At 66.2% G+C, this 14,332-nt stretch carries 15 protein-coding genes; all 15 read right to left on the reverse strand.

Going from position 1 to position 14,332, the window contains the following annotated elements:
• Nucleotides 1-160: 160 nt before the first annotated feature.
• Nucleotides 161-946, reverse strand: a complete 786-nt coding sequence (gene xth, locus DRW48_RS15355) for an exodeoxyribonuclease III (RefSeq protein WP_114077158.1) — start codon at nt 944-946, stop codon at nt 161-163.
• Nucleotides 943-2,274 carry a 3-phosphoshikimate 1-carboxyvinyltransferase gene (gene aroA, locus DRW48_RS15360; protein WP_114077159.1) on the reverse strand — a complete coding sequence of 444 codons (1,332 nt, stop codon included), beginning with the start codon at nt 2,272-2,274 and terminating at the stop codon, nt 943-945. Before aroA ends, xth begins: the two co-directional genes overlap by 4 nt.
• Before the next feature lie 83 nt (nt 2,275-2,357).
• Nucleotides 2,358-3,059: a tRNA (guanine(46)-N(7))-methyltransferase TrmB gene (gene trmB, locus DRW48_RS15365; protein ID WP_114077160.1), complete on the reverse strand. Its 702-nt coding sequence runs from the start codon at nt 3,057-3,059 to the stop codon at nt 2,358-2,360.
• 86 nt (nt 3,060-3,145) lie between these two features.
• Nucleotides 3,146-4,822, reverse strand: coding sequence for a ribonuclease J (locus DRW48_RS15370; protein WP_114077161.1), 1,677 nt, complete (start codon nt 4,820-4,822; stop codon nt 3,146-3,148).
• The gene (locus tag DRW48_RS15375; protein ID WP_114077162.1) at nt 4,815-5,594 is read right to left on the reverse strand and encodes a type III pantothenate kinase; all 780 of its coding nucleotides are present in this window, start codon (nt 5,592-5,594) and stop codon (nt 4,815-4,817) included. Before DRW48_RS15375 ends, DRW48_RS15370 begins: the two co-directional genes overlap by 8 nt.
• 4 nt (nt 5,595-5,598) lie before the next feature.
• Nucleotides 5,599-6,375 carry a biotin--[acetyl-CoA-carboxylase] ligase gene (locus DRW48_RS15380; RefSeq protein WP_241963301.1) on the reverse strand — a complete coding sequence of 259 codons (777 nt, stop codon included), beginning with the start codon at nt 6,373-6,375 and terminating at the stop codon, nt 5,599-5,601.
• Nucleotides 6,368-7,864, reverse strand: a complete 1,497-nt coding sequence (gene nuoN, locus DRW48_RS15385) for an NADH-quinone oxidoreductase subunit NuoN (protein ID WP_114077164.1) — start codon at nt 7,862-7,864, stop codon at nt 6,368-6,370. The genes DRW48_RS15380 and nuoN overlap by 8 nt, the downstream gene beginning before the upstream one ends.
• Before the next feature lie 13 nt (nt 7,865-7,877).
• Complete coding sequence (locus DRW48_RS15390) at nt 7,878-9,446, reverse strand: NADH-quinone oxidoreductase subunit M (RefSeq protein WP_114077165.1); 1,569 nt, start codon at nt 9,444-9,446, stop codon at nt 7,878-7,880.
• Between the two features lies 1 nt (nt 9,447).
• Nucleotides 9,448-11,736, reverse strand: a complete 2,289-nt coding sequence (nuoL, locus tag DRW48_RS15395) for an NADH-quinone oxidoreductase subunit L (RefSeq protein WP_114077166.1) — start codon at nt 11,734-11,736, stop codon at nt 9,448-9,450.
• Between the two features lie 4 nt (nt 11,737-11,740).
• A complete protein-coding gene (gene nuoK, locus DRW48_RS15400; protein ID WP_114077167.1) occupies nt 11,741-12,049 on the reverse strand; it encodes an NADH-quinone oxidoreductase subunit NuoK in 309 nt (102 codons plus the stop codon).
• A gap of 163 nt (nt 12,050-12,212) precedes the next feature.
• Entirely contained in the window at nt 12,213-12,815 is a 603-nt protein-coding gene (locus DRW48_RS15405) for an NADH-quinone oxidoreductase subunit J (RefSeq protein ID WP_114077168.1), read from the reverse strand.
• On the reverse strand, nt 12,812-13,219 hold the full coding sequence (locus DRW48_RS15410) for a carboxymuconolactone decarboxylase family protein (protein ID WP_114077169.1): 408 nt from the start codon (nt 13,217-13,219) through the stop codon (nt 12,812-12,814). Before DRW48_RS15410 ends, DRW48_RS15405 begins: the two co-directional genes overlap by 4 nt.
• A complete protein-coding gene (gene nuoI / locus DRW48_RS15415; protein ID WP_114077170.1) occupies nt 13,216-13,707 on the reverse strand; it encodes an NADH-quinone oxidoreductase subunit NuoI in 492 nt (163 codons plus the stop codon). Before nuoI ends, DRW48_RS15410 begins: the two co-directional genes overlap by 4 nt.
• A gap of 12 nt (nt 13,708-13,719) precedes the next feature.
• A complete protein-coding gene (locus DRW48_RS15420) occupies nt 13,720-14,142 on the reverse strand; it encodes a hypothetical protein (protein WP_114077171.1) in 423 nt (140 codons plus the stop codon).
• Nucleotides 14,142-14,330, reverse strand: coding sequence for a hypothetical protein (locus DRW48_RS15425; RefSeq protein WP_114077172.1), 189 nt, complete (start codon nt 14,328-14,330; stop codon nt 14,142-14,144). The genes DRW48_RS15420 and DRW48_RS15425 overlap by 1 nt, the downstream gene beginning before the upstream one ends.
• Nucleotides 14,331-14,332: the final 2 nt, after the last annotated feature.

Here is a 14,332-nt window from a genome sequence, read left to right on the forward strand (position 1 = left end):
AGCCTAGGCGGGTTGCGGCGCGTGTTGCAACTGACTTTCGGCGCTGTCGGCGCGCAGACATGCGCTGTCCAAGGCGTAGATTGCCGCTTGGCGGGGGGCCTGCCTGCGGCGCGAACATCCAGCGTCCGTTTGCGACAATCTTGAGGCAGTAATGCGCCGGTCAGGCGTCCAGTTCGACCCAGACCGGGACGTGGTCGGACGGCTTTTCACCGCCGCGCACGGCGCGGTCGATGCCCGCATCGACCATCAGATCGGCGGCATGTGCGGAAAGCAGCAGGTGATCGATGCGGATACCGTTGTCACGCTCCCAGCTGAGGCGCTGGTAATCCCAGAAGGTAAATGGTCCCCGCGTTGCATGGGGATCGCGAATACGGATAGCGTCGGTCCAGCCCTGGTTGACGATCCGGCGGAATGCGGCGCGCGTCTGCGGCAGGAACAGCGCGTCATCGACCCAGTTCTCTGGCTTGGCGGCATCGCGCGGCTCTGGGATGACGTTGAAATCGCCCAGCAGGACAGTCGGCACCTCATAGGCGAGCATGGCCGCGGCGTGCAGGCGCAGACGCTCCATCCAGGCTAGCTTGTAGTCGTATTTCGGACCCGGCGCCGGATTGCCGTTCGGCAGATAAATGCCACAGACATGGACCGCGGTCTTTCCGACGACGGTCGCCTCGATCAGACGGGCTTGCTCGTCGGTGTCATCGCCTGGCAGGCCCAGCGACAGGTCCTCGATCGGCAGGCGCGAGAGCATGGCAACGCCGTTGAATCCCTTCTGGCCATGGACCGCGACATGCCATCCCTTGTCTTCGTAAAAGGCGGTGGGAAAACCCTCGTCCTGCGTCTTGATCTCCTGCAGGACAGCCACGTCGGGCTGCGCGTCTTCCAGCCATGCGTCGAGGGCGTGGGTGCGGGCGCGCACGCCGTTGATGTTGAAGCTGGCGATCTTCATGGCGTGATCTGCGCCCCGAGGCCGCGCATCAGCGGCAGGAAATCGGGAAAGCTGGTGGCGATCGGGCCGGCGTCGTCGACGGTGATCGGCGCCTCGGATGCGAGGCCGAGGATCAGGAAGCTCATGGCGATGCGATGGTCGAGGCGGGAGGCGACAGTCGCCCCGCCCGGCACGGCGGCCATGCCGTGGACAGTCAGGCTGTCCGGTGTTTCCTCGATTCGTACGCCGCAGGCCTCCAGCCCGCGGGCCATGGCGTCGATCCGGTCACTTTCCTTGACGCGCAACTCGTGGATGCCGGGCATGTGGGTGCTGCCCACGGCTGTCGCGGCGAGCGCAGCGAGGATGGGATATTCGTCGATCATGCTGGCGGCGCGGGCAGCCGGGACGGTAACCCCGCGCAGGCGCGATGCGCGCAGGGTCAGGTCGGCCACCGGCTCGCCCCCCTCCTCGCGATCATTCTCGAAGGTCAGGTCGGCGCCCATCTCGGTCAGGGTGGTGTAAAAGCCGTCCCGGGTCGGGTTGCGGCTGACCCCGGGGATGCGGATCTCCGATCCCGGGACCAGCAGCGCGGCAGCAGCCGGAAAGGCGGCCGAGGACGGATCGCGGGGCACCGCCACGCGCTGCGGCCGCAGTTCCGGCCGGCCCGTCAGGGTTATGGTCACGCCATCGGGCCCCGCCTCGCTGGTGATTTCCGCCCCGAAGCCACGGAGCATGCGTTCAGTGTGATCGCGGGTCGGGACCGCCTCGATCACCACGGTCTGGCCGGGTGCATTGAGGCCAGCCAGCAGCACCGCCGACTTGATCTGCGCGCTGGCGACGGGGGTGCGGTAGGTGACTGGCACGGGGTCGCCCGCGCCACGCAGCGTCAGCGGCAGGCGCACGCCATCGCGGGCCGTGACTTCAGCCCCGAAGAGTTGCAGCGGGTCGGTCACCCGCCCCATCGGCCGCGCCGACAACGAGGCATCGCCGGTGAAGGTCGCGCTGATCGGCGTCGTGGCCATGGCCCCCATGATCAGCCGCACGCCAGTGCCGGAGTTGCCACAGTCGATCACGCCCGCGGGCTCGGCAAAGCCGCCAACGCCGACGCCATCTATCGCCCAATGCCCCTCGGCCAGCCGGGTCACGGTGGCGCCGAACGCACGCATCGCCGCGGCGGTATCCAGCACGTCCTGCCCTTCCAGCAGCCCCATCACCTCGGTCCGGCCGACCGAAAGCGCGCCCAGGATCAGGGCGCGGTGGCTCACGGACTTGTCGCCCGGCACCTGCGCCTCGCCATTCAACGGGCCGCTGCGGTGCGCGGTCAGGGGCTGGGGGGCGGCGTCATGCATCGGACTGCTCCTCACGGGCGGTAGCGGGTTGATAGCGCGGCGGCGGCACGGCTGCCACGGGCAATCTCGTCGCCCATCGCGCGCTAGCGGCGGAAGGTCACGTAATGGGGCGGTCGCCCCTCGCGCAGCGCCTTTTGCTCGTAGCGGGTCGAGGGCCAGTCATCCCAGGGCTGCGGTCCCTCATCGACCAGAACAAAGCCGGCCTGCGGCCCCTCCTCCACGGTCTGGCGCACATAATCCGGAATGTCGGTCGCGACCCGGAACTCGGCCCCCGGCTGCATCACGCGGAACAGCGGGCGCAGGTGATCTGCGGTCACGAAGCGCCGGCGGTGGTGGCGCGCCTTGGGCCAGGGATCGGGGTAATTCAGAAAGGCCCGCGCGATCGAGGCGTCCGGCAGCACGTCCATCAGATCGCGCGCATCGCCCGGATGAACCGAGACATTCTGGACCCCGGCCGCGCGAATCTTGCCCAGCAGCATGGCCACGCCATTGATGAACGGCTCGCAGCCGATGATGCCGATTTCGGGATAGCGGGCCGCCATGGCGACCATGTGCTCGCCACCGCCAAAGCCGACCTCCAACCAGATCTGGCGGTCATCGCCAAAGAGGGCGACCGGATCGATCGGCGCGCGCTCCGGGTTCTCAGCGGCGGTGATGCCGTGCGGGCGCAGATTGCCGAGGTCCTCGGCCAGATAGCCCCGCTGCGATGGGCGCAGGGTCTTGCCGTGACGGCGGCCATAGAAGTTGCGGCGCGGCTCGGGCGGTGTGTCGGACGGATCGCTCATGCCCCGCCCGATGCCGTGATCGGGCCGGGGGGTCAAGCGCGGCGGCCGCGCCTGACCCAAAAATCCCGCAAGGCCCCGGCCCCGCCCTATTCGGCGGCGAGGCGAGAGATGACGACCGTGACCTCGGGCTTCTTGCCGATCTCTTCCATGGTCACCTGGCGGGTGATCTTGCGAATCGCCTCTTCCAGTTTCGCGTCGTCGGCGATGGTGCGCGGGTCGGCGCGCTCGAGGAACTCGGCCAGTTCGGCCTCGATCTGCTGGTCCAGCGGCGCGCGGGTGCGGCCCTGCGCCGGCAGGCCCATGGTCTCGACCCAGGCGTCGGGCAGCGGGCGCTCGTCCTCGTCAATGATGACGTTGACCATCGCATGACCGTTCAGTGCCATGCGGATGCGGTCGCGCACCACGCCGTCCATCGCGCCGATCAGCACCGTTCCGTCCAGATAAACGCGCCCGGTATCTACCTGATCCACAACTCTCGGCGCGTCGCCGGTCAGGTCGACCATGGTGCCGTTGGTCACGACCATCGACTGTATGCCCTTGGCGCGGCCCAGCATCATGTGCTCGCGCAGATGCATGTGCTCGCCATGCATGGGAATCAGGATCTGCGGCTTCAGCAGGTCATGCACCGCCTCGAGGTCGGGCCGGTTGGCGTGGCCCGAGACATGGAAGGTACCGTCCTCGGCATCAAACAGGTTCACGCCTTTTTCCGACAGCCCGTTCATGATGCGGATGACCGGGCGCTCGTTCCCGGGAATCGTGCGGCTGCTGAAGAGGAAGCTGTCGCCTTCCTTCAGTTCAAGCCCCAGATAACGGCCGCGCGCCAGTTGCGCGGAGGCGGCGCGCCGCTCGCCCTGACTGCCGGTGACGATCAGCATCACCTGGCCTCGCGGCAGGTTCGCCGCCTGCTCGGGCGAGATGGTGTTGGGGAAGTTGGTCAGAATCCCGGTCTCGACCGCCGCCGTGATCATGCGGCGCATCGCCCGGCCCAGCAGGCAGACCTGCCGCCCCGCGGCGACACCGGCATCGGCCAAGGTTTTCAGGCGGGCGACGTTGCTGGCAAAGGTGGTCGCGACCACCATCTGTTTTTGCGCCATCACGAAATCCAGCAGCGGGTTCGCCAGAACTGCCTCGGACCGGCCCGGATTGGGCGAGAAGACGTTGGTCGAATCGCAGGTCAGAACCTTGATGCCCCGTCCCTCGCGCGCGATGTCGTGCCACAGGATCGGATCGAAGGCCTCGCCGACGATCGGGGTCCCGTCCAGCTTGAAGTCGCCCGAATGGACGATCCGGCCGGCCGGGCTGTCGATGACCAGCGCGGCGCTTTCCGGGATCGAGTGGCTGACGGGCACGAATTGGACCCGGAACGGCCCTGCCTCGATCACCGCCGGGCGCGCCGTGACGATCTTGAGCTGGTCCAGCGGCTGGCCATGTTCCTCCATCTTCAAGCGGGCCAGGGCCCCGGTGAACTTGCGGCAATAGACCGGCACCTTGAGGCGGTTCCACATCAGGCCCAGCGCGCCGACATGATCCTCGTGGCCGTGGGTGATGAACACGGCCTCCAGCCGGTCGCGGTTCGCCTCCAGCCAGCGCAGGTCCGGCATGATGAGGTCGATCCCGGGCGAGCTGTCCATGTCGCCGAAGGTTACCCCCAGATCGACCAGGATCAGCCGTTCGCGCCCTGGCTGGCCATAGCCGTAGACATAGGCGTTCATGCCGATCTCGCCGGCGCCGCCGAGCGGCAGATAAATGAGGCGGTCAGCCATCAGAATTTTCCTTATTGAAATCATGGATGAGGCGCAGACCATGCATGGTCAGGTCGTCCTCGATCGCGTCGAACTGGTCAAAGCCCTGATCGAACAGCGGCGCAAGGCCGCCCGTCGCGATAACCTTCATCTCGCGGCCCCGTTCGTCGCGAATCTTGTCGACCACGCCGCTGACGAGGCCGATGTAACCCCAGAAGATGCCGGACTGGATGCAGTTGACGGTGTTGGTGCCGATGACCTTCGGCGGCATGGTGACGTCGACATGCGGCAGCGAGGCCGCGCCCATGTGCAGCGCCTCGAGCGACAGGTTGACGCCGGGGGCGATTACCCCGCCGACATAGGCGCCGTCATCATCGGCCACGTCGAAGGTGGTTGCGGTGCCGAAATCGACGACGATCAGGTTGCCGCCATGGCGGTCGAAGGCGGCGGTGGTGTTGACGATCCGGTCCGGACCGACGATCACCCCGGGCTCGACCCGCGGCTCGTGCGGCAGCAGGCAGTCGGGCTTGCCTACCACCAGCGGTCGGGTGTCGAAGTAGCGGTTGCAGAGCACACGCAGGTTGAAGACCACGCGTGGCGCAGTGGCGCTGATGATGCAGGCGTCAATGTTCAGGTCGAACTTCTGGATCGAGATCAGCGACTGCAGCCAGACGAAATATTCATCCGCAGTGCGCCGGTGATCGGTCGCGATGCGCCAATGCGCCCTGAACCTTGCGCCGTCCCAGATCGAGAACACGGTATTGGTGTTGCCGGTGTCGATGCACAGCAGCATGGCGTCAGCCCCCGAAATAGATGTCGGCCGCGGGAATCGCCTCGCGGCCCGCGGCAGTGGTCAGGATCAATGCCCCGCTGTCGTCTATCCCGTCAAAGCGGCCAGTGCGCGTCACGGCGCCTGTGCGCGCGGTGATCGCCTCGCCCAGCCGGGCCGCCCGGGCCAGCCATGCGGCGCGAATCGGGGCAAAGCCGTGGGCCTGCAGATCGGCAGCGCGGCGGGCAAAGGCGGGCGCCAGAAGGTCCAGAAACTCCTCAGGACTCAAGCGTTGACCGGTCTCGCCGGCGAGGCTGACGGGCGGCAGGGCGCCGTCCTCCAACGTGGTCGCGGGCGGGGCCTCCAGCAGGTTGACGCCGATGCCGATGACCAGCGTGACTGGCCCAGCGCCGGCACTTTCCAGCAGGATGCCGGCCAGCTTGCCCCCGTTCAGCAGAACGTCATTGGGCCATTTGACCGACAATCGCGCCATGGGACCGGCCGCCTGCGACAGCGCATCATGCAGGGCGAGCGCGGCGACAAAGGAATAGCGCGCCGCCTCGGCCGGCCCGCCACCGGGGCGCAGCAGCAGGCTGGCGGCAAAGTTTCCCTCGGGGTCGGCCCATGCCCGGCCGCGGCGACCGCGACCTGCTGTCTGGCGGCGGGCCAGGACCCAAGCCGGGCCGGTGAGCCGGGCGGCGAGGCGCAGCGCCTCGGCATTGGTGCTGTCGACCTCGGCCAGGACGTGCCGGCCGGTGCCCTCGGGCCAGGGCGCAAGGCCCACCCCTGCCGCGGGGTCAGTCAACGGGGGCGAGGCCGATGGCCACCGGGTCGATCGACAGCGCAGGCGGAGGCGCAAAAGTGACCAGCGAATCCGCGGCCCGCGCAGCCGCCCGGTCGACGCCGAACAGCGAGACCGCGCCGAACAGGATCACCGCCGCGCTCGCGCCCAGCAGCAGGGCCTGCCAGGTGCCCATGCGGGTGGTCGCCGGGTCGTTTTCCGAGCCGAAGTACATGTAGTAGACGATGCGCAGGTAATAATACGCGCCGATGACCGAGGCGATCACGCCCAGCACCGCCAGCCAGCCCATGCCGGCCTGCAGCGCCGCGCTGAGCACGCCAAACTTCGCGAAAAAACCCAGCATCGGCGGCACGCCAGCCATGCTGAACATCAGTACCAGCACCGCCAGCGCCTGGAAAGGCTCGTCCCGCGCAAAGAGATTCAGGCTGGCGATGTCGGTAACCGGCCGGCCGTCCCGCTCGAGCGAGAGGATGAAGGCGAACGTGCCGACGTTCATCGCTGCATAGATCGCCATGTAAAGCAGCATGGACTGCACGCCATCGGCGGTGCCGGCGGCGAGTCCAATCATGGCAAAGCCCATATGGGCGATCGAGGAATAGGCCATCAGCCGCTTCAGGTCACGCTGGCCGATGCCGGCAAAGCTGCCCAGGAACATCGACAGCACGGCGAGCATCGCGACGATCTGGCCCCAGTCCGCCGGCACGGCGCCAAAGGCGCCGAACAGCAGCCGGGCGATCAGCGCCATGGCGGCAACCTTGGGCGCGGTGGCGAAAAGCGCAGTCACCGGGGTCGGCGCGCCCTCGTAGACATCGGGCGTCCACATGTGGAACGGCGCGGCCGAGACCTTGAATGCGAGGCCCGAGATCAGGAACACCAGGCCGAACAACAGACCAACCGGCATGCTGCCATGCTGGACGACCTGCATGATGCCGGCGAACTGGGTCGTGCCGGCAAAGCCGTAGACCAGCGAGGCACCATACAGCACCAAGCCAGAGCTGAGAGCGCCGAGGACAAAGTATTTCAGGCCCGCCTCGGACGAGCGCTCGCTGTCGCGGCGCATGGCAGCCAGGACGTAGAGCGACAGCGATTGCAGCTCGAGCCCCATGTAGAGCGTCAGCAGGTCCCCGGCCGAGATCATCAGCATCATGCCGATGACTGCCAGCGTCACGAGGATCGGAAACTCGAACCGCATCAGGCCGTAGCGGACCAGGTAATTCGCGCTCATCGCCAGGACGGCCGCGGCAGACAGCAGCACCACGACCTTGGCAAAGCGGGCAAAGCCGTCATCGACGAACATGCCGTGGAAGGCGGGGTCATGCGGCACGCGGCTGGCGGTGATGACCGCGGCGGCAATCAGCGCGGCGGTAGTGATCCACAGCACTGCCGGGGCCACCGCGTCCTTGCCGCCAAAGGCACCGAACATCAGCGCCAGCAGGGCGAAGCCTGCGAGGGCGGCCTCGGGCAGGATGGTGGCTAGATCGAGCGCAGTCATCTCACCGCCCCTTTCAATGCGTGGCCGGGGCCGCGGCGGCCTCGGGTGCGGTGGTGGTGCCTACGGCAGCTTCGGCCGGCTGGCCGGCATGAACGTCGGCCAGCATGGCAGCGACCGACGGGCCGGTGATGTTGGTGATCACGCGCGGATAAAAGCCCAGCAACAGGGTCAGGGCGATCAGCGGAATGAACAGGAACTGCTCGCGCCTGTCCATGTCCATGATGGTGCGCAGCCCCTCCTTGACCAGCGCGCCGAGGGTGACCCGCCGATACAGCCACAATGCATAGCCAGCCGACAAGATCACGCCGCTGGTCGCGACCAACGCCACCCAGGTGTTGACGCGGAAGGTGCCGAGCAGGGTCAGGAACTCGCCCACAAAGCCGGAGGTGCCCGGCAGGCCGACGTTGGCCATGGTGAAGAACATGAACACCAGCGCGTAGATCGGCATCCGGTTCGCAAGCCCGCCATAGGCCGAAATCTCGCGCGTGTGCATCCGGTCGTAGATCACGCCCACGATCAGGAACAGCGCCGCCGACACGAACCCGTGCGAGAGCATCTGGAACACGGCCCCGTCGACGCCCTGCTGATTGAAGGTGAAGATGCCCATGGTGACGTAGCCCATGTGCGCGACCGACGAATAGGCGATCAGCTTTTTCATGTCGGTCTGCACCAGCGCCACCAGCGAGGTGTAGACGATGGCAATCGCGCTCATCCACAGCACGATCGGCTGAAAGATGGCCGAGGCGTCCGGGAACATCGGCAGGCTGAAGCGCAAAAAGCCGTAGCCGCCCATCTTCAGCAGGACCGCAGCCAGCACGACCGAGCCTGCGGTCGGCGCCTGAACGTGCGCATCGGGCAGCCAGGTATGGACCGGCCACATCGGCATCTTGACCGCAAAGCTGGCAAAGAACGCCAGGAACAGCAGGGTCTGGGTGCCGCCGAGGATGGTCCAGCCCAAGGCGTGCAGCGGCTCGGACGGGAAATCGAAGCCGAGCAGCGTCGGGATGTCAGTCGTGCCCGCCATGCGGAACATCGCGACCATTGCCACCAGCATCAGCACCGAGCCGAGGAAGGTATAGAGAAAGAACTTGAACGCCGCGTAGATCCGGTTGGCCCCGCCCCAGATGCCGATGATCAGGAACATCGGGATCAGCCCGGCCTCGAAGAACAGGTAGAACAGCACCAGATCTAGCGCGGTGAACACGCCGATCATCAGCCCCTCCAGCACCAGGAAGGCGATCATGTAATCCTTGACGCGGGTCTGCACCTGCCAGGCCGACAGGATCACCAACGGCATCAGCAGCGTGGTCAGCATCACGAACAGGATCGAGATGCCGTCTACGCCCATCTTGTAGCGCAGGCCATAGATCCATGGCCTATCCTCGACGAACTGAAAGGCGGTGTTGGCCGGATCGAACCCCAGCAGCACCACCAGCGAGACGAGGAAGGTCGCAGTGGTCGCGATCAGCGCCAGCCATTTCGCGTTGCGACCGGCGCCCTCTTCGTCGCCGCGCAGGAAGACGGCAAGGATCAGCGCCGCCACGATCGGCAGGAAGGTGATGATGGACAGAAGGTTCGTCATCTTACTGCGCGCCTCGCATCGTCACCCAGAGAAGCAGGGCGACGAGGCCCAGAACCATGGCGAGGCCATAGTGGAAGATATAGCCGGACTGCAACCGCTGCGCGCCGCGGGTCAGCCGCGGGACCAATCCCATCGCCACACCATTGATCGCGCCGTCGATCACACGGCCATCGCCGCCGCGCCACAGGCTGCCACCCAGCCAGGCCGCCGTGCGCACGAACACCGCGTTGTAGAGTTCGTCGAAGTACCACTTGTTCAACAGGAATTGGTAGAGCGGGCGGACAGTGCCCGCGACGCGCCCGGGGGCTGCGGGATCGCGGATATACATCACCCATGCCAGAACCAGGCCGATCAGCATGGCGATGAAGGGCGAGACCTTGACCCAGGCCGGGCTGTGATGCGCCTCGTCCAGCACATGGCTGTCAGGGTGCATGTAGATCGCGCCGCCCACCGGCGCGGGGACGTGGGTGTTGACGGTGACGGCACCGACCTCGGGGGTGGGCTCAACCGCCTCTGTGGCGGCTGGCTCGGAGGCAGCGGGCTGCGCGGCGGGGCCAGCGGCAGCGGTCTCGGTGGTTGCCGCGACGGCGCTATCGGCCGCGGCCGGCTGCTCGGCGGGTGCGGCCGTGACCTCGGCGGCGGGCGCTGTGTGCTCCGCCGATGCTTCGGCATGGGGCATGTTGAAATAGGCTGCCACCTTTTCATGGCTGCCAAAGAACGGACCGTACCAGACCATCCCCGCCAGGATCGCACCGATCGACAGCGCGATCAGCGGGACGGTCATCACAGCCGGGCTCTCATGCGCATGATCGTAGGCATGCAGGCCGCCGTGATCGTCATGCTCGGCATGCGTCGCATGGCCGGTGCTGGAGGGCTGGACCTCTTCCTCGGTTTTGATCCCGGCGTCCCAGACCCGCTGCGGGCGACGCGCGCCAAAGAAGGTCAGGAACATCAGGCGCCAGGAATAGAAGCTGGTGAACAGCGCCGAGATGACCAGCAGCCAGAAGGCATATGCCGACCCCGAGGCAAAGGCGCTCTCGATGATCGCGTCCTTGGACAGGAAGCCGGCAAAGCCTATGGTTGTCAGCGGGATGCCGACGCCGGTGATCGCGAGCGTGCCGATCAGCATCGCCCAGAAGGTCACCGGGATCTTGTGCCGCAGCCCGCCATAGTTCCGCATGTCCTGCTCGTGGTGCATGGCATGGATGACCGAGCCGGCGCCAAGAAACAGCAGCGCCTTGAAGAAGGCGTGGGTCAGCAGGTGGAACATCGCCGCCGAATAGACGCCCGCGCCGGCAGCCACGAACATGTAGCCGAGCTGCGAGCAGGTCGAATAGGCAATCACGCGCTTGATGTCGTTCTGGACGAGGCCGACGGTCGCCGCAAAGAACGCGGTCGAGGCGCCGATGATCAGCACGAACTGCTTGGCCTCGGGCGCGAATTCGTAAAGCGGCGACATGCGGCAGACGAGGAACACGCCCGCCGTCACCATGGTCGCGGCATGGATCAGGGCCGAGACGGGCGTTGGACCTTCCATCGCGTCGGGCAACCAAGTGTGCAGCCCCAGTTGGGCCGATTTGCCCATTGCGCCGATGAACAGAAGCACCCCGAGCAGATTCGCCGCGTTCCAGTCGCGCCACAGGAAATGCAGCTGCGTATCGGCGATCTGCGGTACCTGCGCGAAGATCTCGTCAAAGCGGACGGTGCCGGTCAGCCAGTATATGCCAAAGATCCCCAGCAGAAAGCCGAAGTCACCGACCCGGTTGACCACGAAGGCCTTGATGGCGGCCGCGTTGGCCGAGGGCTTGCGATAGTAAAAGCCGATCAGCAGGTACGAGGCGACGCCCACCCCTTCCCAGCCAAAGAACAGCTGCAGCAGGTTGTCGGCCGTCACCAGCATCAGCATGGCGAAGGTGAAGAAGGACAGATAGGCGAAGAAGCGGGCCTTGTAGTGCTCGCCCTCGGTCCAGTTGTCGTCATGGGCCATGTAGCCCATCGAATAGAGGTGAACGAGCGCGCTGACCGTGGTCACGACAATCAGCATGATGACCGTCAGGCGGTCCACGCGGATCGACCATTCCGAGACGAAATCGCCCGAGGCGATCCAGTCGAACATCGGGATGTGCCGGGTCACGCCATCAAAGCTGAGGAACACGTACCAAGCCATCGCGGCGCAGGCGAACAGCACCGCGGTGGTCAGCACCTGCGCCGCCTTCTCACCGATCACGCGCCAGCCAAAGCCTGAGATCAGGGCCGCGACGAACGGCGCGAGGAGGATGAATTTTTCCATGACCTCAGCCCTTCATCACGTTGGCATCCTCGACCTCGATGGTGCCGCGGTTGCGGAAGAACACCACGAGGATGGCGAGGCCTATGGCCGCCTCGGCGGCGGCGACGGTCAGGATGAACATGGTGAACACCTGCCCCGCCAGATCGCCCAGATGGGTCGAGAAGGCGACGAAGTTGATGTTCACCGCCAGCAGCATCAACTCGATCGACATGAGGATGACGATGACGTTCTTGCGGTTGACGAAGATGCCGAAGATTCCGGTGACGAACAGGATCGCCCCGACGATGAGGTAATGGGTCAGGCTGATGGTCATCGCGCGTCGTCCCTCCGGTCCGTTGCCGGTCGTCTTTGGCGGCGCCCTGGCCGGGCGTCGATTTCAGTTCACGTCGTTCGGCGGTAGCAGCTATCCGGTAACGCCCCGCCTTGCGCGCGGGCGGTTGCCCGACGGGCGGCTGGTGCCATGATCGCAGCCGACATCACAGTCCCTGCCCTGGCTTGGGATCGGTCATCCGCATGGCCTTGGCCGGGTCGCGCCACATCTGTTGCAACACATCCTGGCGCTTGACGTCCTTGCGGTGGCGCAGGGTCAGCAGGATGGCACCGATCATCGCGACCAGCAGGATCAGGCCTGCGGTCTGGAACACCAGCAGGTAGCGGTCATAGAGGACCAGCCCCAGCGCATGGGTGTTCAGCGTGCTCGCGACGATCGGGACGCCGCGCATCGCCTCGGCGGTCTCGGCCGACTGCCAGGCGCCAAAGGCGACCGCCAGCTGCGCGAGGATCACGAGGCCCATCAACAGCCCGAGCGGCAGATAGCGCGCAAACTCGCCCCGCAGTTCGGCGAAATCGACGTCCAGCATCATCACGACGAACAGGAACAGCACCGCCACCGCGCCGACATAGACGATGATCAGCAGCATGGCGACGAACTCGGCCCCTTGCAGGACAAAGAGGCCGGAGGCCGACAGGAAAGCAAGGATCAGCCAAAGCACCGAATGGACCGGGTTGCGCGAGATCACGACCATGAAGCCGCCGACGCAGGCTGACAGCGCGAACAGCCAGAACGCGAATGCCATCATGCCTTGTCCTCCTCGGCATAGACCGCTTGGGCCAGTTCCAGACCCTTTTGCATCGCCGGAACGCCGGCGAACATGGCGCACTGGTAGATGACCTCTGCCACCTCGCGGCGCGAGGCACCGGCGGCGAGCAGGTGGCGGATCACCAACCGCACCTGCGGCTCGGCCTGGGCGCCTTGGATGATCAGGCCCGACAGGGTGACGATCAGCCGGGTCTTGGCATCCAGCCCGTCCCGGTTAAGGGTCTTGCCCCACCAAAGCTCGATCATCTCGGCGGGCATGGTCGGGATCAGCTTTTCAAAAGCCTTGGGATCCCAGGTTTCCAGCGCCGGATTGAAGGCACGCGCCATCTGATGACCCGACTCGGCCATCTGCTGGAAAAGCTTGGTGAACGCATCGTTGCTCATCGGTAGGGCGCGTCCATGGCGAGGTTGCGGGCGATCTCGGCCTCCCAGATATCGCCGTTCAGCAGCAGTTTCTGCTTGTCGTAGAACAGCTCTTCGCGGCTTTCGGTGGCGAATTCGAAGTTCGGACCCTCGACGATGGCGTCGACCGGGCAGGCCTCCTGGCAAAACCCGCAATAGATGCACTTGGTCATGTCGATGTCATAGCGCGTGGTGCGGCGGCTGCCGTCCTCGCGCGGCTCGGCGTCGATGGTGATCGCCTGCGCCGGGCAGATCGCCTCGCACAGCTTGCAAGCGATGCAGCGCTCCTCGCCGCTGGGATAGCGGCGCAGTGCGTGCTCGCCGCGAAAACGGGGCGACAGGGGACCCTTTTCATGCGGGTAGTTCAGCGTGGCCTTGGGCGCGACGAAATACTTCAGCCCGAGGCCAAAGCCCTTGATGAAATCCCACAGGAGGAAATATTTGGTCGCCCGCGCGTAATCTATAGCCATCGGGTAAGCTCCTCAGCCCTTTGCCTGCGCCAGCAACGCCTTGCGGCGGGCGGGCGGATAGACCGCCTCGAAATCCGCCTGCACTTTTGCCATCTCGCCCCCCACCTCGGCCGGATCGTCGCGAAAACAACCCATCAGCCCGTCCGCGGCGATCAGCAGCGGGCCCCATTTGGCGGGGTGGTCGTGCTTTTCGATGCGTTCGGCCGCGTAGGCAAAGCCGGTGGTGACCAGCGGCCAACGATCGCCCGAGGCCATCAGCGCCGCCCCGTCCGCGACCCCGGTCTGGGCATCGAGACCGGGCGCCAGGCGCACAAACTCATCGGCATAGCGCGCGCACTCCAGATCGGGTGCGCCCTCGGCCAGCGCCGGTCCGGCCGCAGCCAGCAGCGAAAGCGTCAGCGCGGCCCGGCCGGCGCTATGCCAGAGGGCGGTCATCAGCCAAGATCCCCGCGGCCATGCTCTGGGCGGGCAAAGCGGTCGAGCGCCGCAACCACCTGACGGACGGTCGCGTCGTCGGCGGACAGCCCGAATTCCTGCAGCTCGCGCGACAGGTAGTGCGCGAACTCGGCCTTTTCGGTCTCGCCTGCCGCGCTGAGGGCGTGGGCAATGGAATGTGCAGCCATGA

Source organism: Paracoccus suum (assembly GCF_003324675.1).
Taxonomy (GTDB): domain Bacteria; phylum Pseudomonadota; class Alphaproteobacteria; order Rhodobacterales; family Rhodobacteraceae; genus Paracoccus; species Paracoccus suum.